Below are 20,463 nucleotides of genomic sequence, written 5' to 3' on the forward strand. Positions count from 1 at the left end.
AAAACATATCTTGAAAAAATATTCTTGGATTATACACTAACTTTCTAAAAAGCTTATAAAACCTAGTATGCATAATTCTTAATTTTATAAAATCTGGGAAAATCAAATTAAATGCTTTTACCATGATACCCGTACGATTAATTTCACTAATATATGGTTTATAAATCAAGGACTTTAGATTATAATGAGTTTTATTTATATTTTTAACATTTAAATAATTCTTTAAACCTATATTAATACAATAATATTTCGTTTCATATACCTTAGAATAAATTCTGTTATTTTTTTGAACTACTTTATACTTGGATTTTCCAAAACTATACACATTGTTTTTAAGATAATATATAAACCTTATAACTTTTTCATAATCAACACTTAAATCACTTTTCAAATACTTTAATAACTCATCTTTATTTAATGCTTGATAATTAACTCCATTAATAGCATAAAAAGCAAATGCACAATTAATACAAGGTTTATTCATCATCATAGCATAAACCCCCACACCAGAATTTAAAGTCAATACTACATCACATATATCAAGCAAATCAATAATATTTGTATCATTTTCTATAAAAGTTAGTAATTTATAAGATACTTTGCTGATTTTACAAGTTAAAGGATGTTTTTTAACTATAAAAAGATGGCTATCTTGCAGCTGCTTTGCTACTTCGTTGATAATTTCTAAAAAATTACTATATTCAAAAGGTGTATAAGTAAAATATTTTACCACTGTATCGTTTTCAACCTGCAAGGGAACAAAAACTATTTTTTTACCTTTTGCATTTAATTTGCTTTTTAGCTTTTCAGGGTTTCTTTTTCCTTGTTTTTCTAAAAAATTATCTTCATTTAAGGTTTTATTTATATACTTTTTACATTCATTAATTTCTTCTATGGTTAATTTTTTATTCCAATTTTCCTCTTTATAGATAGAAGAATCATAATTAAATCCTTTGGCATCAAAAAACCAACTATCAGGTAAAGCACCTCTATCATAACAAATAAATTTAAGATCATTATTTTTCACAAATTCATAAATAATTAATCTCTTTTCATTGCCATATGGGTTTGGAAATAATACGCATTTAATATGATTTTCTTGAATGAAGTTTAAAAATTTATTGCTATTAAATTCGTCTTCATTGAAGAAAAAATTTTCACTTTTGCTTTGTATTTTACCAAGATAAACACTCACATCTTTTATTGAATTAAGTATCAATTTATCATTATTGCATAGTAATAAAATATTTTTATTTATTGCTATCTTATCTTGAAGTGGTGGTATGCTATAGTCTTTTAAATTTTTTAAATTATTATAAAATTTTCTGTGATTTTGAAATCTATTCCCCATGTAGTTATTTTGATTTGGCTCATCATGATAAAAATGGTACATATAAACACCATAAAAACTCATCTCATAGCCAAGTAATGAAAACCAAGTTCTAAAACCTTTAAATTCTTTTATATTCCAACTTCCCTCATCATAACATAACTTTTTTGGCATTTTCTCAAAAGAAGTTGTTTCAAATAACAATCTTGCGTAAAAATCATGATCTTCGTAACTATGACCTATAAATGCTTCATTATTTCCACCTAAAGATAGAAATTTATGTCTGTTCAGAACTAAAGAACTAGAGCTTAAAGAAAAATACTTAATCCACTCTCTTTTTCCGCTGATTAAATCATTCTTAATCAAACCATCCCATAAATCTTTTTCTTGTGTGTCAATAAACTCACTGCCCACTTTACTAAGATAAACAACAGGAAGTACTAAAAACTCATTAATGTTTTGAGAGATATTTTTTATATCTATAAGCTGTAAAATTAATCCAAGAGATTTTGTGGAAAAATAACAATCCACATCTAAAAACATCACTACATCTGAATTTGCAAAAGATGCACCGAGATTACGACATTTTCCTTGTGAGAAAAATTCCTTTTGACTTTCATCTTTAAGATAAATATGCCCATTTTCTTCGATGATACACTTTAAATCATTTTCTAAAGAAGAATATCCTTCAACAAAAATATATTCAACTCTATCATCACTTTTAAACTCGCATGATTTTTGACTAACACGATCTTTTATATAAATTCTTTCTTTACTTAAACCAAAAGGAATAATAATAGAAAGTTTCACACATTTCCTATCGCATAAAGTTGTATAATACCCACTATTTTTTCATCTTGAGTGACAACTATTTCTTTGATTTTATGTTTTAGCATAAGCTCTTCTGCCTCACTTGCCATAGCACTTGCTTCTATAGTTTTTGGACTCTCGCTCATGATTTCTTTAGCTTTAAAATCAAATCTTGGCTTACCGTTTGCCCTTAAAGCTCTTCTTAAGTCCCCATCTGTGATGATTCCAACTAGCTTTTCATTCTCAAGTACTATGCAAAGTCCTAACTTGCCACTAGTCATCACATCAACTAACTCATTAAATTCACTCTCAGGGTTTACCATAGGTAGATTATTTGACACCATCAAATCACCCACCCTAGTTAAAAGCTTTCTACCTAAACTTCCTCCTGGGTGAAATAAAGCAAAATCATCAGGTCTAAAATTCCTTGCTCTCATCAAAGCTACTGCTATAGCATCACCCATAGCTAAAGTAGCTGTAGTAGAAGAAGTTGGAGCAAGTTGAAGCGGACAAGCTTCTTTTTTTACTGCTATATTTATAAAAATATCTGCTTGTTTAGCTAAAGTAGAGTTTTGATTTCCCACCATGACAATTAAAGGAATTTTTCTTTTTTTAATCACTGGTATGAGTTTTAAAACCTCTTCAGTTTCTCCTGAATTTGAAATAGCCAAAAGCACATCCTCGCTTGTAAGCATACCAAGATCTCCATGCAATGCTTCGCCCGGATGCATAAAAAAGCTCGGGGTACCTGTGCTAGCTAAGGTTGCAGCTATCTTAGCCCCTATATGGCCTGATTTACCCATACCACTTATTACACATCTACCTTTGATGGATAAAATCAACTCAATGGCTTTATTAAAATCTTCATCTAAGTTATCACATAAATCTAAAATCGTTTTTGATTCGATTTTAAAAACTTCTTTGGCTATTTTAATTGCATCTATTTGGTTCATCTGAATTCCTATATATTTAACACTACATTAGTTGCAATAGCTATTTGATATAAAATTTGCGTTAGCATGCTAAAAATTTGGAGATTTTGACTATCTACTTTTGGTAAAACTAAAATAGAATCTCCTGCTTTGATATCTGCTGAGCTTCTACCGCTGTATTTAGTTGCTTTGCCATTAGCATTGATTACTAAAACTCTTGATATATCTGCTCTATCGCTAAAACCACCTGCTAGGTTGATATAATATCTTAATTTTTCTTTATCCATATATACAAACGCACCTGGTATAGAAACTTCACCTTGAACTAAAACAAGATTATTTTTACTAGGTACATTCACTACATCACCTTCTTCTAATACTATAGAATTATACGCTTTGACATTGTCTATAACGATTTGTCCTTTTGGTTGAGCTTGTTTTGCACGCGCAATAAATTCTAAAATCGTTTTAGCTTGAGTAGCTCTAATGCTAGCTTGCTCAGCATTAACTGAAGAACTTGTTAGAGCTAGTGTTTCAAGCTCTTTAAGTTGGGCTTCAATAAGTTGTTTTTGAGTAGTCGCTACACTTTTTCTAAAAACCTGTAAAGCGTTAATGTTTGATTGATCATTAACTGTAATCATTTTAGCAAGTTCAGCCAAAGTTGTGCCTTTTTTTATCACCATAGAATGCAAACCACTATGCTCACCTTCTATGCTAATACTAATATTTTGCGCAGTATAATCGGGTCTAAATTCTATCTCATCACCATTATATAATTTCACGCCTAAAAACTGCTTTTTACTATACGCATCTATGTGTAATTTATGATCATCTCTATAGCTTTTTACCACTGCATTAGTTACTATAGGCTTAGCACCTGCAACTCTAGCTATATCTTCTAAATTTAAAATATCATTACTTAACTCAAATCTAAATGGCTTTTGCACATCTCCTTCAACAAAAACATACTTTTGCACGCTACCTACTAAAATCACATCGCCCATTCTAAAAGGAAAAAGATCAAGCTGACCCTTAAGTAAAAAATCATACAAGTCTACTTTTTTAATGACTTTATTATCTCTTAAAATTTGAATATCTCTAAAGCTACCATATTCTAAATTAATTCCACTTGCTTTATCTAAATACTGTATAATAGAATCTGAACTTAATCCTTGATAAAGACCTGGTTGATTCACATTTCCTGTAACAAAAACTGATACATTTTGATAAATATCCATATCTGCATATACATAGACATTGCTTTTATAAATTTTATTAATAGCTTTTGTAATAACTTGCACTAAAGCACTATTTTTCACACCCAAAAGATTAATCGCACCTACTTTTGGTATGAAAATATTTCCTTGAGAATCTACTGTTAAAGTTTGTATAAACTCTACTGCACCCCAAATTTTTACATTAATCCTATCGCCTACTGCTAGTTTATAATCAGGATTATAAACATGTTGGGTAAATTTAGTAAAGTTTCCATTAAACAAATGCGCACCAAAAACTTTAGTTATCGGAGCTTGAGTTTGGTTAAAATCACTTTGATTGTTATCATAATTTATAATTTGTGGCTCTAAAGATGGAGTTAATGACTGATTTTGAATTTTTGCAATTTGAGAAACATCTACCGCTGAAAATAAAAACAAAGGTAAAAGTAAAAATAAAAATATCTTTTTCATTAGTATCTATGCTCCTCTATAATCATTTTAATAAATTTAACAATTCCATAAATCAAAGATAAAATCACAAAAGCTGTGAGTATATTATACAAAGCTTCTGGATATTTAGCACTTTGAGGTAAGCTTGGACTTTGAACTATAACCACCTGCTTTATCTTTCTTAAGGCCTCTATCCTAGCACTCTCATAAGCTTTTAATGCAGCTGTGTAAGCACTTTCTGCAAAACCTGCCTCTATGGTTAGATCTTGGAATTTAGCTGCAAGATCATTGAGTTTTTGAGAGGATTTTGGCGATGAAACTTTGGATTTTTCTTTTTGAAGTTGTTTTTTTAAGGCTGTGATTTCACTTTTTATAGTAACAATTTGTGGTGCATTATCATTTATATAACTTTGCATCATTAAAAGTTCAGCTTCTTTGGCTGCTATTTTTGATTCAAGTTCAGCTATGAGTTTTAGAGTGCCCTCTGCTTGTTTGAGTGGATCAAATACCCCATATTTATTTTGAAAAGCTAAAAGCTCATCTTTAGCCTTTTGATATCTTTTTTTAAACTGCAAAAGTTCTTCTTCAGCAAATTGCATTTGATCTCTTGCGGCTTTGTGCGAAATTTCATTGATAAATTTTTCACTTTCTTTAACTATAGTTGAAGCTATCAAATGTGCACTTTGTGGATCAAAACCTTCAACTTCTACACGCAAAAGCCCATTAGCTGAGTTTTCTTGAGTAATTTTAACACGGTTTTGATAATACTTTAAAAACTCTTCCTGATTGGCTGATGAGGAAATACTATAAAAAAAATCAAGTTTTTGTTTTTGATATAACTCACGAATTTGAACTTTTTCTTCTAAGATATTTAACATATCTAAAGAATGAATATAAGATTTTAAATAATTAATATCCTCGCTTGAAAAAGAATTATTAGTCAAAAATGCGGCAATTCCAGTAATAGCTCCGCTATCTCCTGTCGTTGATTTCACACTTAAAACACTTTCACTCACATAGCGATTTGCTGCTATAAAAACATAATAGAATACAACAAATGCTGTCAAAATCAACACTATTTTAAAAGAATTAAATATTTCTAAATTTTTAAGTTTTTTTAATAACTCATTTTGCATTTATTTTTCCTTGATACACCGCTATACCCTCATCTACATCATCATATATAGTAGCTTGTCCATCTTGCATGAATATAATTTTATCACACCATTGTTTAATTTCAGCTACATTATGCGAAACCATGATAACTTTTGACCTACTTAATTTTTCTTTATAGATTTTAGAGCTTTTTTCTCTAAATTTAGGATCTCCCACAGCACCTGCTTCATCAATTAAATAATAATCAAAATCAAAAGCCATACTTAAGCCAAAAGATATTCTAGCACTCATACCTGCTGAATAAGTATTCATAGGCTCATCAAAAAATTTACCAAGCTCAGCAAAATCTTCCACAAATTTAATCTTTTCTTCTAAAGCCTTTCCTTTGTAACCATATACTCTAGCTACAAAGCGTGCATTATCTCTTGCTGAAAGTCTATGTTGAAATGCACCTGCCAAACCTAGAGGCCAAGATAATTTTTTATTAGTTATAATCTTACCTCTATCAGGAAGTAAGGAGCCGCTTAAAAGTTTCATTAAGGTTGATTTTCCAGCACCATTGCGCCCCATTAAACCTATACTACAATTTTCAGGGAATTCAAAACTTAAGTTTTTAAAAACATAATGCCTTCCACCATTGCGTAAAGGAAAAGATTTGGTTAAATTAACTAATTTTATCATCGCACTGCTATCAACTTTTCTCTAGTAAAATAATAAAAAAACAATCCCAAAAACAAAATCACACTTAAACATGCAATAGGATAATAGTAATTATAATCATCAAGCAATGGATAATTTTGAAAAAAATTATATTTTAAAAGTTCCATAATATGTAAAAGTGGATTGTAATATAAAATGTCTAAAATAGGTTTTGGAACTATCCATATAGGAAATACCACCAAAGCTGTCCAGTATAAAACTATATTCAAATAATTTAAAGCCATTTTTAAAGGCTCTGCAAAATGTCCTGCTATAGCAAAACACATTCCCATAGCAAAGCCAAATACTACAAGCAAAAAGAATGAAAACATCACTTCTAAAAAATGCTTAGGTATAACTTGCATATGCAAAAACCAACCTGCTAAAAACATTACACAAATAAAAATAGTAAAATAAATACAAAACTCAAGCAGTGCTCTTGCAATAAAAACATGTATGGGACGAATAGGTTTATAAGCAAAAAGAGCTAGATTAGCACCTATGCCATTTAAAAGCTGAGTAATAATACTTCTAAACATAAAAAAAGGTATAATTCCTACTGCTAAAAACAAAAAGATAGAAACACCTTCAGGCATGATTTGATGATGAAATTCTCTAATAGCTGTTATAATAGAAGTGATTACCAAAACTACCATCATAGGCTCTCCGATTACCCAAAAATAGCCCAAATATTTATTAATACCAAATCTTGTCTTTAACTCTCTAAAAAAAAGAGCATGTATGACATTAAACATATTTTTAGCAAACCTTTTTAAATTTTCAAAATTTTTATATTATACTTTTTTATCTTATATAATATTTAACAAGGTTTAAAAATGAAAAGAAATTTCTTTGAAGAATTAGAAAAAATTTTATATCATAAAGATATTTTCAAAAAGATTGAATTATTTAATGAATTTTATGAAAATTTTAAAGCTAATTTATATGATTTTAATCATTCCCATGAAGCGATCATTTGTGAAAACTCACAAGTTAAAATCCTTCATCCTATGAAAATAAGGCGTCCAAAAGAAGCAAATAGTACTTTATCTTTAGCTAAAATATTACATTCAGTTGCACATATAGAATATAGTGCTATAAATTTGGCCTTAGATGCCAGTTATAGATTTAAAAATTTGCCATTGAAATTTTATCAAGATTGGCTTGAAGTAGCTGATGAGGAAATTAAGCATTTTTTACTTTTAGAAAAAACTTTAAATGAACTTGGTTTTAAATATGGAGATTTCTATGCTCATGATAATCTTGAAAAAGCCTTATTTTTAACCAAAGATAATCTTGCTCATAGAATGGGCATAGTGCATAGAGGACTTGAAGCAAAAGGACTTGATGCCAATCCTTTTGTCTTAGAAAAATTAAACACAACTAATCATCCTATAAAAAATTTATTTGATGAAATTTTTACCATTATATTAAATGATGAGATTAAACATGTAAACAAAGGAGATTTTTGGTGGAATTATGCAAAAAATGAAAATGATGATTACCTTGATCTTTGCGCCAAATATAAAGAATTTAATCTTTTAGGAAAAGTATATAACAAAACAGCTAGAATACAAGCAGGATTTAGTGAAAATGAACTTCAAAAATTAGATGATTTTTATAATAGAAAATGAAGATGGTGGTTAGAGGCAGAATCGAACTGCCGACACGCAGATTTTCAGTCTGCTGCTCTACCGACTGAGCTATCCAACCACTGAATTGAAGTTGTAATTATACAATAGTTTTTTTAAAAAAAGTTGAAATTTGCATAAAAATGCAAATCATTCAGCAAAAGCTCCAAATTTAAAGATTTTTTGCATTCTTAATGCAGCTAATTCGCGTTTATCGTATTGTTCCAACTCTTCTATAGCCTTTAAGACATAATCACTCAAATTTTTTATCGCCTTTTCTTTATCTCTATGAGCTCCACTCATTGGCTCTTCGATGACATCATCTATTAAACCTTGGGTTTTTAAATCATCAGCAGTTACTTTCATCGCCTTAGTAGCAGCTTCACTTTTTGATGGATCATTCCATAAAATAGCAGCACAACCCTCAGGTGAAATCACAGAAAAAACTGAATTTTTCATCATAGCAAGTTTATCAGCTACTCCTATAGCTAAAGCACCACCACTTCCACCTTCGCCTATAACTACTGCTATAGTGATTGTTTTAAGAGCGCTTAACTCATATAAATTTCTAGCTATAGCCTCACTTTGACCACGCTCTTCAGCACCCACTCCTGGGTAAGCACCTGGAGTATCTACTAAAAACAATACCGGTATGTCAAATTTTTCAGCCATTTTTGCCACTCTTAGAGCTTTTCTATAACCTTCAGGATGAGGCATACCAAAATTTCTATGAAGCTTATCTTTAGTACCTCTACCTTTTTGCTCACCTATAACAATAATTTTTTTCCCACCTATATAACCTGCATAACACACAATAGCAGGATCATCTCTAAAAGCACGATCGCCATGAATTTCATAAGCATCACTTAGTATAGCTTGAATATAATCAAGCGCATAAGGACGATCAGGATGTCTTGCAAGCTGTAAGCGTTGGTAATCGCTTAAATTTTTATAAACTTTTTGAGTTTCTTTTTCAAGGTTTTTTTCTAAAATTTTTACTGCTTCATCATCGCCTTTGATTTTAGCATTTGCTAAATCCTCATCAATTTGCTGAATATTTTTTTCAAAATCTAAATAAGAAGCCATATTAATCTACTTTTTTGAAGATCACACAACCATTTGTTCCACCAAAACCAAAAGAATTGCTCATTACTACATTAACTTCGTTTTTTCTTGCAGTATTTGGTATATAGTCAAGATCACAATTTTCATCTGCTACGATTTGATTGATAGTTGGCGGTAATACACCTTGATCAAGCGCCATTAAAGAAATAACAGCTTCAATAGCACCAGCAGCACCCAAGCAATGACCTGTTTGACCTTTTGTAGAACTAACTAAAGGAATTTGATCTTTGAAAAGTTCTTTAATAGCTGCTGTTTCATTTTTATCATTTACTGGAGTAGAAGTTCCGTGTGCATTAATATAATCTACTTTTGGATTTCCTGCCATTTTTAAGGCTTTTTTCATAGCACGCAATGGCCCTTCTAAAGTAGGTGAAGTGATATGATGTGCATCTGCACTTTCGCCAAAACCTACCAACTCAGCATAAATTTTAGCTCCACGCTTTTTAGCAACCTCATACTCTTCAAAAACCAAAGCACCAGCACCTTCACCCATCACAAAACCATCTCTTTCTTTATCAAATGGTCTTGAAGCCTTAGCTGGATCATCATTTCTAGTAGAAAGAGCTTTCATAGCAGCAAAGCCACCTATACCTACAGCACAAATAGCTGCTTCAGCTCCCACTACAAGCATTTTATCTGCATTGCCTAAAGCTATGCTTTTATAAGCTTCGCCTATAGCATGAGTTCCTGCTGCACAAGCAGTTACGCATGAGATATTTGGTCCTTGCAATCCATGCTCGATTGAAATAATCCCACCAAGCATATTAACTAAAGCTGATGGTATGAAAAAAGGAGTTATTTTGCGTGGTCCACGCTGTGCGCAAGTAACGGAATTTTTTTCTATATTTGGTAAACCACCTATACCAGCTGCTGAAACTACACCAAATTCTTCTTTGTTTAAAGTTTCATCAAATTTAGCATCTTCCATAGCTTCTCTTGCTGCTTTAATACCAAGTTGTATAAAACGATCTATCTTCTTAACCTCTTTAGCATCACAGACACTTAAAGGATCAAAATTTTTTACTTCAGCAGCAATTTGCACTGGAAAATCAGTGGTATCAAAAAGGGTGATTTTATCAACGCCACTTTTGCCATCACAAATTGCTTTAAATGAGCTATCTTTGTCTAAACCAAGGGCATTGATCATTCCTATACCTGTTACTACAACGCGTTTCAAACCGCACTCCTTATTAAAAATTAAAATTATTTTTGAAGATTTTCTATATAATTAACAACATCTTCAATTTTTACTAGTTTTTCAGCATCACTGTCTGGAATTTCCACATCAAATTTTTCTTCTAAAGCCATAACTAATTCAACAACATCCAAAGAGTCAGCACCCAAATCTTCAATGATTTTAGATTCCATTTTAACTGCATCTTCATCAACACTAAGTTGCTCAACAACTACTTTTTTTACATCATCAAAAATTGCCATTTTTATCTCCTAGTTTAAAAAATTAAAACGCATTTTACAATAAAAAAATAAATTTCTTGTTTAAAAAGTTAAAAATTAAAGATTATTACGAAAAATTTAATTATCTGTGTTTAAATAAAAGCTTAAATTTTAGCAAAGGAAATTTATGCTTTTGGATAAACTTATAAAAGAAAATAAAAAAACTTGGGAGCAATACATCTATCATGAATTTGTAAAAAAACTTCAAAATGGTACTTTAGAAAAAGATACATTTTTGTTTTATCTTAAACAAGATTATATTTTTTTAAATAATTATGCAAAATGCTATGCTTTGCTTGCTTTAAATGCAAATAATGCTAAAGAAATTCAATTTGCTATTAAAAATCAAAACTACACTTTAGAAGGAGAATTGAAACTTCACAGAAGTATTTTAAAACTAGGCATTGATGTAGAAAAACTTGACTATAAAGATGAAAGTTTAACTAATATTGCTTATACAAGATACTTACTAAGTGTGGGACAAAATGGAGATTATTTGGATATGCTGTGTGCTTTGAGTGCTTGTGCTATAGGATATGCATATATAGGGGAAGAAATTTATAAAGGACTTAATGAAAAAAGCTTAGAAAATCATCCTTACAAAGAGTGGATTTTAACCTATGCAGGTAAAGAATTTCAAGATGAAATTAAAGAATTTAAAGACTTTTTTAATTCTTATACAAATAGCATTAGTGAAGAAAAATTTAAAAAATTAAACGAAATTTTTTATACTACTATAAGACTTGAAACGGCCTTTTGGCAACACTCTTTAGAGCAAAAAATGGAAATTTAATCATCATAAAGATGATTAAATTATCAATTTAGTAATATTAATCCCAAAAAAAGCGATCAAATATGCACATAAAGATGTGAATATAAAAAGATACCATACATACTTTTTATTTCCTGCTTCTTTAGCAAAAACTATAGTTGCTGCAAAGCAAGGATTATAAATCATAACAAAAAGTATAAAAGCTACTGCTGTGCTAAAAGGGATGTTTTCTTTTATAGCCTCTTGTAAATTTAAACTTGTCTCATCAACTTCATCGCCTAAAGAATAAAGCACGCCCATAGTAGAAATCATCACTTCTTTAGCCGCTAAACCACTTACCAAAGATACACTAAGTTTCCAATCAAAGCCAAGTGGTGCAAAAATAGGCTCTATTGCTTTGCCAAATTGTCCAAGATAACTATTTTCTATCTGAAGCTCTTGAGTTAAAGCATCTTGAGTATTATTTTTTTGTGCAGGAAAATTACTCGCAAACCAAATAAGCAAAGAAGCTATCAAAATAAATGTTCCTGCTTTTTTTAAATACATTTTGGCTTTATTAAACACCATAAACCATACCAAATTCCAATTTGGCATTCTATATTTTGGCATTTCCATTACAAAAGGTTCATCTTGTCCTCTGAAAGCGCTCATTCTTAAAATCTTAGCTGCAATCAAACCCAAAAACGCACCCAAAAGATAAATCCCAAAAAGATAATTTCCCGCCACATCAGTAGGAAAAAACACTCCAACAAAAAGCACATATACAGGAAGTCTTGCGCCACAACTCATAAAATTAATAATAAAAAGAGTTAATAGTCTATCTTTTTTATTTTTTAAAGTTCTTGTAGCCATAAATGCAGGTACTGAACAGCCAAAACCCGTGATTAAAGGGATAAAACTTTTACCATGTAAGCCAAATTTGTATAAAATTCCATCTAATAAAAATGCAACCCTAGCCATATATCCAGTTGTTTCAAGCAAGGCTATACCAAAAAATAAAATCATAATATTTGGTAAAAAAGTTATAACCGCACCAACCCCACCTAAAACACCATCAGCTAAGGCTGAAGCGATAAATTCATTGCTAATATTATTTTTTACCATATCACCTAAATTAGCAAAAAACATTTCTATATAATCCATAGGGATTTGACCTAAAGTAAAGGTTAGTTGAAATAAAGCCCACATAAAAAACAAAAATATAGGAATTCCTAAAAATTTATTAATTAAAATAGAATCTATTTCTTTAGTATGATTTTTATACTTAACACTCTTGCTTAAAACCTTAACACATATACCATTTGCAAAAGCAATTAGCTCTTCTTTAAAAATACTTTCCATATCTTTGCTATGATATGCCATATAAATTTTTTCTAAAGCTTCATCAAGTATTTTTCTCAAAGCGTGTGAAATGACTATATTGGCTTCATTTTTAAGTAAAGCAAGCGCCAAATCTTTTGTAGAAAAATCTAAATAAGTAATTTCATTTTGATTTAAAAATTCACTTATTTTTGCAAGTTCTTCTTCTATGATATCACTATAAACACGCTCTTTAGCTTCAAATTTAGCTTCATGGGTTGAAATGATTAAATCCAAAAGTGCATTTAGATTTTCTTTAGTTTTAGCGCACACGCCAAGACAAGGTGTATTTAGAAGTTGGGATAAAATTTTAAAATCTATACTAAAACCTTCATTTTTAGCTTCATCTTGCATATTTAAAGCCATAATCATTTTGATTTTAGCTTCTATTAAAGATGCACTCAAAATCAAATTACGCTCTAAATTTGTAGAATCAAGCACATTTACCACAAGATCAAATTTACCCTTTTTTAAAAAATCTTTTGTAATTTTTTCTTCTTCGCTATAACCATCTAATGCATAAGTTCCTGGTAAATCTATAAATTTAAACTCATAATTTTTATAAATTAATCTAGCCTCAGCCTTTTCAACCGTAACACCACTAAAATTTCCAACTTTCATATTAGCCTTGCAAAGTGCGTTAATTAATAAACTTTTACCAACATTTGGCTGACCTACTAAAGCAACGATGATTTCTTTCATTAAAACTCTTTTGAAATTTGTATTATTTTTGCTTCACTTGAGCGTAAAATCACGCAAGTTGTATCAAGTTCTACCATAATAGTAGAATTTGCTATAGAAGAGCGAATTTTTTTAACTTTTTTGTTTTTTGCAAAACCAAAACTAAAAAGTCTTGCTTGGAGTTGTTTATCTGCTTCAAAGCCTACTATAAAGGCTTCTTCATTGTCTTTTAATGTATCTAAAGTCATGTTTTTCCTTACAAAAACTAAGATAAGACATTATATAAAAAATTCAATTATTTATTTTTTAAAATAATAAGCAATCTCATTTTGAGATTGCTAGAAATCAAAATCATTTAGATTTTCTAAATTTTGAAGCTTTTTAACTAATTCCTCAGCCTTTTCTAAAGAAAGTGCTATGCTAGCATTAGAAAGAAATTTATCTTTTAATTCATCAAAACTTAAAGGATTATCAAAATTTCCTTTATTTATAAACACATCTTTTTTAATTACTCTTCCATCATTTAAAACAGCTTCTAAATGTCCTGGAAAGTATTTAGGGAAACCGCTAGATTTTTTCTTCTCATAGCTAATTTTTTTAGCAAATTCTATTAGTTCAGCTCTATTTAAATTTTCATAAGATTTTAAAGTAATTTTGCCATCAAAAAATGCCAAGGCCATTAAAAAAGGCATGGAAAATTTGGCCGCATAAGCACTTTGTGGAGTGTATTTTGCTTCTATTGGATCACAAATAAATGAAATTGGTACTTCATCTACAAAGCAATGCAAACTTTTGATATCTTGCGCTTTTAAGCCATCGTTCCTTAAACTCATAGCACAATCAATAAGCCCATGTGCAAAATGACAACTTGGATAAGGTTTTAACGAAACTTGCATTACTTGCCAAATTTCATTCAACCCCTTACAAAGTTCATTTTTATCACATTCATCTTCTAAGCCAAAAGTTCTAAAGATATTATCCCTTCCTTCAAATATACTCAAAGGACCGCTCATATTAGCTTTTGCGAAATTTGCTACTAAAATTCCATTTTTCAAAGCATTAGCTATGTGTAAAACTTTAGAATTAGAACCATTGGATAAAAACTCATTTACCCCACTTGCAAAACTTCCTGCTAAACCTAATGCATTAATGATTTGATCTTTGTTTAAATCAAGCAAAACACAACTTGCAGCCACACTACCAAAAATTCCTGCTATAGCTGTAGTATGAAAGCCGCATTTGTGGAAACTTCCTTTGCTTGCTATACCCACTCTAGCAGCAATTTCCCAACCAATAATAAAGGCTTTTAAAACTTTCTTTCCATCTTTATTTACGCTAAATCCATAAGTTAAACAAAGCGGGGTTAAAATAGCACTAGCGTGCAAAATAGCTTCAGTATGAGTATCATCAAAATCAAGGGCATGCGCTGCAATAGCATTTACCATCGCAGTATAAATTACATCAAGCTTTTTATCCCCACTCCAAATTTTTTCACTAGGATTTACGCTTAAAGCTTCAAAAGCCTTAGTTGCATTTAAAACACAAGCTTCATTTTTAGCAGCTAGGGCTGTTCCTAGTGCATCAAGCATAAGCTCTTTTGCTCTTTGTTTTACTTCACTAGGAATAGCTTCATAGTCTAAATTTACGATAAATTCGGCTAGTTTTTCACTTAAATACATTTTTTCCTACTTTAGAATTTGTGCATTAGCGATTTTTTCTAAGAACTCATCAACTAATTTTGGTGCATAACCTACATAAGTTGTAGCATCCATTAAAACATCAATGTCTTTTTCACTTAAAACCTTACTTACACGCTCATCTTCAAGTAAAACAACTTTAAAAGTTTTATGATTTTCTATACCTCTCATAGCATTTTCATAAACAATTTCATGTGCATGTTGCTTACCATAATGATCACTCAAAGCAAACATTACACGTTCTGCTAACACAAAGCCATTAAGCGTATCAAGATTTTTTAACATTTTGTCTTTTTTAACTTCTAAATCATCAAAGACAAATTTCATATTTGCTAATACCACTGAAAGCATTAAAAATGCTTCTGGTAAAAGCTTCCATTCCATTTTCCAAACTTGACCATCTCTTTCATGCTCATGTCTTTCTATATCGCTTAAAATTGCAATATTAGCTCTTAGGGCATTACTTACAGTCACTGCGTTTTCACTTACTGCGGGATTTCTTTTATGAGGCATAGTAGAACTTCCTACTTGACCTTTTCCAAAAGGCTCAGCAATTTCATCGATTTCATTATGAGCTAAGATTAAAAGTTGATGTGCAATTTTGTTAAAGGTTGCGTTGATATTACCTAAAACATAACCAAGCTCAATAAAACGATCTCTTGCTGGTTGCCATGAGATGTCAGGAACCTCTAAACCTAAACTTTCTAAAGTAAGTTTTTCTACTTCATTAGCCTTGTCACTTAAGCTTGCTTTAGTTCCCACTGCACCTACGATTAATCCTACATATAATCTTTTTTCAAGTTCGATAATTCTTTCATAGTGACGATTAAGCTCACTTAGCCAAATTGCAACTTTGTGTCCAAAAGTTATAGGTAAAGCTTGTAAAGCTAAAGTTCTTCCCATCATTGCAGTGTTCTTATGCTCTTTTGCGATTTTTGCTAAATTTTTAGCTATATCTTTTAAATCTTGTTTGATTAAAGCCATAGCTTCTTTAAATTGTAAAACTATGCCTGTGTCAATGATATCTTGTGTTGTTACACCAAAATGCACATATTCGCCAAGACCATTTTCACAAGCTTTTTCCAAACCTCTAACAGTAGGCACTAAAGGGTGTTTAGTCTTTTTAAACTCAGCAAAAATAAAATCCATATCCATAAATTTATAATGAGCTTTTTTAGCTATTTCTATAGCTGCTTCATTAGGGATAATGCCAAGTTTTGCTTGAGCTTTTGCCAAGGCAGCTTCTACATCAAGCCATTTTTGAATTCTATTTTCTTCACTAAAAATAGCTCTCATTGCAGGGGTGCTCCAAGAATCTTGAAGCAACCTCATATCAAATACACTCACACCCATGTTTTATCCTTTAAAATTTATTTTTTCAAATGCTTGTTTTAAATCAGCAATCAAATCCTTACTATCTTCAAGACCTATATGAAATCTCACAAAAGGCCCTCTAGCACTCCAATCTGTCGCAGTTCTTGGTGGAGTAGTAACAGTAGCTAAACTCTCATATCCACCCCAGCTTGCACCGATTGAAAAATACTCTAAATTATCTACAAACTTAATAGCTTGTTCTTTAGAAATACCATCTGCAAATTCAATTGTTACCATACCATTAGCACCTTTATGATCGCGCATAAAAACTTCATAGTTTGGATGAGTTTTTAATTTTGGATAAAAAATTGTTTTAACTTCTTTTCTACTTTGTAAAAACCCTACTACCTCATCTGCACTTTTTTCATGAGCTTTCATTCTTACATCTAAAGTTCTCATACCACGAAGCACTAAATAAGCATCATCAGGACTTGTAGTAAATCCTAAAGCTTCTGGCAATTTGTCAAAATTTTTCCATTCTTTTTCATTAATCACTACTATACCCATAGTAACATCTGAATGCCCACTTAGATATTTAGTCGCTGCAATTACTGAAATATCTACTCCAAGCTCAAGCGGATTTAAAAAATACCCACTTGAATAAGTATTATCAATCGCTACTGGTATGTTATGTTTGTGCGCAATTTCGCAAAGTTTTGGTAAGTCTATAATTTCATAAAGTATAGAACCTGGACTTTCACAAAGGATTAATTTTGTATTTGGTTTGATTTTTTCCTCTACATCAGAAGCATCAGCTTTTAGAAAGTCAATTTCTATACCCATTTTAGTTAAAAATAAATCACAAATTGTTCTAACAGGTCCATAAATAGCATCAGTGATTAAAAAATGAGCATCTTTACTAGCATAATTTAAAAGCACCATAGCTAATGCTGCAAGCCCTGTTGGGAAAAGTTGTGCTCTATAACCACCCTCAAGCTCACAAATAAGTTTTTCAAGTTCAAAATTTGTAGCTGTTCCTCTAGCACCATAACTTAAAACACGCTCATTTTTTCTTAGCTCGCGGTATTTTTGCCAAGTAGCATGATCTTTAAAAAGTATGGTTGATGCACGCATTAAGGTTGGATTAACTGATCTTGCTTCAGCGCTTTGATCGCCTCTTCCTAGGTGGATTAATTTAGTTTTATTATTCATTTTAAGTCCTTTTTTACAAATAAACATAAGTCATAATCACATTAACAATAGCAGCTACAAGCATAGGAATAGCTGTTCTTTTTACAACTTGCAATGGATTTACTTTAGCCATAGCTGAAATTGCCAAAATAGCTGGTGCAATAGGTGAAACACATCTACCAAAACCTGTCATGATTTGGATAGGTGCTATCATAGTTATAGTTTCAACTCCAAAAGATTTTGCTATATTTGGAATGAGTGGTGCAAAAGAAAAAAATGCTGCATTTCCTGAACCCATTAAAAATGCACACACAGCAAGTAAAATAGAAACTGCTATGATGATAGCAAGCACTCCAAAACCTGCATCTTTTGCAAAGTCTATTAAAGTATCTACAAAACCAACCGATAAAAGGCCACTTGCAAAAACTTGGCCACAAACGATCAAAGAAACTGTGATTACAAACAAATGCCCCATACCTTTGAAAAATACCATGATAGAATTTAAAGTATCAATTAAACTTTTATAACGAATGATTTCAAAAATAATTGCTATAAAAGTTGAAATCATCATAGCAACTGGCACATTCATCCTAATTGCAGTAGATGAAGCTGCCTTAACTTCTTCCATGGTAGTAAATCCCATTAACACCATTATGCTATCTAAAACACTACTAAAGCCCAAAATTAACACTAAAGGTATAATAGGTAAAATCGCATAAATTCTAGGTGGTTTTTTAAGCTCTTCACTTTTGCCATCATGTTCTGCTAATTCTTTTTCAACATCATCACGGTTAAATGTGAAATTTTCTTTTTTATCAAAATATTTTGAGCAAAAATAAATCGCAATACCCACTGCTATGATAATAGGCACAGTTGTAGGAAGCTGATAATGCACAAAATATACCGCAGGATCAATTTCAGCTGTTTTTGCAGCTAAAATTACATTACCACTTCCTGGGCCATGGTCAATGTATTGACAAATAGCAATAATCGAAAGCGCAGAAAGCTTAGAAACACCTGAACGCACTAAAATAGGGTACATTGTAACCATAAGCAAAAGTGCTAAACCTGCATGTGAAGGTATAAAAAGCACTAAAAACTGGATCACAAAATATGAAACCAACAATAAAACATAAGGTGATTTCACAGCTTTTAAAGGTCTTTCAAATACTTTAAATAAAGCATAACTTGCACCTACATGATCCATATAAGCAGAAAATCCTGCTATACACATTAAAGTAAGTCCAAGACCTGCTAGAGTACTTGACATTTTAGTATTTACTACTTGAAAAATATCAAAAAGACCTAAATGTAAAGATTGTTTTTCATTAATAATTGGAGAAAGTCCAAAAATTCCTGCTAAAGCTAACAAGAATAAACCACTTAAAAGCAACGCCATGTGGGCGTTGATTTTTTTATAGAGCATAAAAACAAGTAAAAATACAGAACATCCTGCAAAAAATAAACCCAACATGCTCTATCCTTTATGAGCAATAACCTCTATCTCCACTTTTGCTCCTTTAGGAAGATCTTTTACCGCAAAAGCACTTCTTGCAGGATATGGAGCTGCGAAAAATTCAGAATAAACCTCATTGAAAGCCAAAAAATCATCAATATTTGCTAAAAAGCAAGTCGTTTTAACTACATTATTAAAATAAAGATTATTTTCTTCTAATATAGCCTTGATATTTAACAATGATTGTCTTGTTTGTTCTTTTACATCTTCACTTTCTATGTTTCCACTTTGTGGATTAATAGGAAGTTGTCCTGAAATAAATAACAAACCATTAGCTTCTCTATAAGCTGAATATGGTCCTATAGCCTTTGGATAATTTGCCATGTATACTCCTTGTGTTTAAATGAAATCATAATATAATATTATCATCATAATAATAAATTGTCAATATTTTTTTATCATAATAATAATTTTTTTTATTGTTGTAAATATTAACAACTTTGATGAAAATATTTTGTAAAATAACAAAAAACAACAAAAAGGTCTAGATCATGGATGAACAACAAAAAGAATTATTTATCAAACTCACTCAATTTTTAGGGCAAGTTCTTGGAGATCAGTATGAAATAGTTTTTCATGTGATTTCACCTGAGGGTTCATATATAGCAGCCATTGCAAATAATCATATTAGCGGAAGGACAATCAATTCTCCATTAACCTCTTTTGCGAGTGAGCTTGTACAAGAAAAAGAGTATTTAAATAAAGATTTTTTATGTGATTACAAAGCAAAGGTTGGAAAGTCTAAGATCGTTACCGGATCAACCTTTTTTATAAAAAACCAAAATAAAATTGTAGGAATTTTATGTATAAATCACGACACCACAGAACTTAGAAATGCTATTAGTAAAATCATAGAACTAGAAAAAATTAATGATTTTAGTGATTTATTAGATATTCACAATCAAAACAACGTAAATTTACACAATGTGAGTAATATAGAAACACTTAGTCATTCTATAGAAGATATTCTAGCTGAAAACATAGACTTAAAATATTTAAATTCAGGATATAGCTTAAGCACTGAACAAAAAGATGAGATTATTAAAAAGCTTCATTCAAAGGGAATTTTTAACATTAAAGGAAGTATACCTATAGTTGCTAAGTCACTTAATATATCAGAACCTAGCGTCTATAGATATTTGCAAAAATTTAAAAATAGCCTTTAATA

19 protein-coding genes and 1 tRNA gene are annotated in these 20,463 nt (G+C 30.7%); 3 read left to right on the forward strand and 17 right to left on the reverse strand.

Annotation, left to right across the window (positions count from 1 at the left end):
• The 6 genes from L8Y18_RS03690 to L8Y18_RS03715 all read right to left on the reverse strand — a co-directional run.
• The coding region (locus L8Y18_RS03690) for a galactosyltransferase-related protein (RefSeq protein ID WP_263676273.1) at nucleotides 1-2,140 on the reverse strand (2,140 nt) is incomplete at its 3' end.
• Nucleotides 2,137-3,093: a KpsF/GutQ family sugar-phosphate isomerase gene (locus L8Y18_RS03695; protein ID WP_412175790.1), complete on the reverse strand. Its 957-nt coding sequence runs from the start codon at nucleotides 3,091-3,093 to the stop codon at nucleotides 2,137-2,139. The genes L8Y18_RS03690 and L8Y18_RS03695, both read right to left, overlap by 4 nt.
• Before the next feature lie 8 nt (nucleotides 3,094-3,101).
• Complete coding sequence (locus L8Y18_RS03700) at nucleotides 3,102-4,760, reverse strand: polysaccharide biosynthesis/export family protein (RefSeq protein WP_263676275.1); 1,659 nt, start codon at nucleotides 4,758-4,760, stop codon at nucleotides 3,102-3,104.
• The gene (locus tag L8Y18_RS03705; RefSeq protein WP_263676276.1) at nucleotides 4,760-5,875 is read right to left on the reverse strand and encodes a capsule biosynthesis protein; all 1,116 of its coding nucleotides are present in this window, start codon (nucleotides 5,873-5,875) and stop codon (nucleotides 4,760-4,762) included. Before L8Y18_RS03705 ends, L8Y18_RS03700 begins: the two co-directional genes overlap by 1 nt.
• Nucleotides 5,865-6,536, reverse strand: a complete 672-nt coding sequence (locus L8Y18_RS03710) for an ABC transporter ATP-binding protein (RefSeq protein ID WP_257928499.1) — start codon at nucleotides 6,534-6,536, stop codon at nucleotides 5,865-5,867. The genes L8Y18_RS03705 and L8Y18_RS03710 overlap by 11 nt, the downstream gene beginning before the upstream one ends.
• Nucleotides 6,533-7,309 (reverse strand): ABC transporter permease, encoded by a 777-nt coding sequence (locus tag L8Y18_RS03715; protein ID WP_263666309.1) that lies wholly within the window; start codon nucleotides 7,307-7,309, stop codon nucleotides 6,533-6,535. The genes L8Y18_RS03710 and L8Y18_RS03715 overlap by 4 nt, the downstream gene beginning before the upstream one ends.
• Before the next feature lie 81 nt (nucleotides 7,310-7,390).
• Here L8Y18_RS03715 and L8Y18_RS03720 point away from each other — a divergent pair, with 81 nt between their 5' ends.
• Nucleotides 7,391-8,188, forward strand: a complete 798-nt coding sequence (locus L8Y18_RS03720; protein WP_263676277.1) for a ferritin-like domain-containing protein — start codon at nucleotides 7,391-7,393, stop codon at nucleotides 8,186-8,188.
• 3 nt (nucleotides 8,189-8,191) lie between these two features.
• On the opposite strand, the gene L8Y18_RS03725 is transcribed toward L8Y18_RS03720, so the two are convergent.
• The 4 genes from L8Y18_RS03725 to acpP form a co-directional block, all read right to left on the reverse strand.
• Nucleotides 8,192-8,267: transfer RNA gene (locus L8Y18_RS03725), tRNA-Phe, on the reverse strand.
• Nucleotides 8,268-8,335: 68 nt separating this feature from the next.
• The gene (locus L8Y18_RS03730; RefSeq protein ID WP_263676278.1) at nucleotides 8,336-9,271 is read right to left on the reverse strand and encodes an acetyl-CoA carboxylase carboxyltransferase subunit alpha; all 936 of its coding nucleotides are present in this window, start codon (nucleotides 9,269-9,271) and stop codon (nucleotides 8,336-8,338) included.
• A 1-nt stretch (nucleotide 9,272) separates the two neighbouring features.
• Complete coding sequence (locus L8Y18_RS03735) at nucleotides 9,273-10,487, reverse strand: beta-ketoacyl-ACP synthase II (protein WP_263676279.1); 1,215 nt, start codon at nucleotides 10,485-10,487, stop codon at nucleotides 9,273-9,275.
• 26 nt (nucleotides 10,488-10,513) lie between these two features.
• Nucleotides 10,514-10,747: an acyl carrier protein gene (acpP, locus tag L8Y18_RS03740; RefSeq protein ID WP_039617517.1), complete on the reverse strand. Its 234-nt coding sequence runs from the start codon at nucleotides 10,745-10,747 to the stop codon at nucleotides 10,514-10,516.
• Between the two features lie 145 nt (nucleotides 10,748-10,892).
• On the opposite strand from acpP, the gene tenA reads away from it, so the two are divergent.
• Nucleotides 10,893-11,558, forward strand: a complete 666-nt coding sequence (tenA, locus tag L8Y18_RS03745) for a thiaminase II (protein ID WP_263676280.1) — start codon at nucleotides 10,893-10,895, stop codon at nucleotides 11,556-11,558.
• Between the two features lie 15 nt (nucleotides 11,559-11,573).
• On the opposite strand, the gene feoB is transcribed toward tenA, so the two are convergent.
• The 7 genes from feoB to L8Y18_RS03780 all read right to left on the reverse strand — a co-directional run bounded on the left by feoB (nucleotide 11,574) and on the right by L8Y18_RS03780 (nucleotide 19,619).
• A complete protein-coding gene (gene feoB, locus L8Y18_RS03750) occupies nucleotides 11,574-13,598 on the reverse strand; it encodes a ferrous iron transport protein B (protein ID WP_263676281.1) in 2,025 nt (674 codons plus the stop codon).
• Complete coding sequence (locus tag L8Y18_RS03755) at nucleotides 13,598-13,825, reverse strand: FeoA family protein (RefSeq protein WP_039627920.1); 228 nt, start codon at nucleotides 13,823-13,825, stop codon at nucleotides 13,598-13,600. Before L8Y18_RS03755 ends, feoB begins: the two co-directional genes overlap by 1 nt.
• 90 nt (nucleotides 13,826-13,915) lie before the next feature.
• On the reverse strand, nucleotides 13,916-15,256 hold the full coding sequence (locus tag L8Y18_RS03760) for an MmgE/PrpD family protein (protein ID WP_263664796.1): 1,341 nt from the start codon (nucleotides 15,254-15,256) through the stop codon (nucleotides 13,916-13,918).
• Nucleotides 15,257-15,262: 6 nt separating this feature from the next.
• Nucleotides 15,263-16,627 (reverse strand): adenylosuccinate lyase, encoded by a 1,365-nt coding sequence (purB, locus tag L8Y18_RS03765; RefSeq protein ID WP_263676282.1) that lies wholly within the window; start codon nucleotides 16,625-16,627, stop codon nucleotides 15,263-15,265.
• 3 nt (nucleotides 16,628-16,630) lie between these two features.
• Entirely contained in the window at nucleotides 16,631-17,800 is a 1,170-nt protein-coding gene (locus L8Y18_RS03770; RefSeq protein WP_263676283.1) for a trans-sulfuration enzyme family protein, read from the reverse strand.
• A 13-nt stretch (nucleotides 17,801-17,813) separates the two neighbouring features.
• Complete coding sequence (gene dcuC, locus L8Y18_RS03775) at nucleotides 17,814-19,253, reverse strand: C4-dicarboxylate transporter DcuC (RefSeq protein WP_220566810.1); 1,440 nt, start codon at nucleotides 19,251-19,253, stop codon at nucleotides 17,814-17,816.
• Nucleotides 19,254-19,256: 3 nt separating this feature from the next.
• Nucleotides 19,257-19,619, reverse strand: coding sequence for a Rid family detoxifying hydrolase (locus L8Y18_RS03780; RefSeq protein ID WP_044598311.1), 363 nt, complete (start codon nucleotides 19,617-19,619; stop codon nucleotides 19,257-19,259).
• A gap of 167 nt (nucleotides 19,620-19,786) precedes the next feature.
• On the opposite strand from L8Y18_RS03780, the gene L8Y18_RS03785 reads away from it, so the two are divergent.
• Complete coding sequence (locus tag L8Y18_RS03785) at nucleotides 19,787-20,461, forward strand: transcriptional regulator (protein ID WP_133319588.1); 675 nt, start codon at nucleotides 19,787-19,789, stop codon at nucleotides 20,459-20,461.
• Nucleotides 20,462-20,463 lie beyond the last annotated feature (2 nt).

Source organism: Campylobacter sp. CNRCH_2007_0968H (genome assembly GCF_025773245.1).
GTDB lineage: Bacteria > Campylobacterota > Campylobacteria > Campylobacterales > Campylobacteraceae > Campylobacter_D > Campylobacter_D lari_D.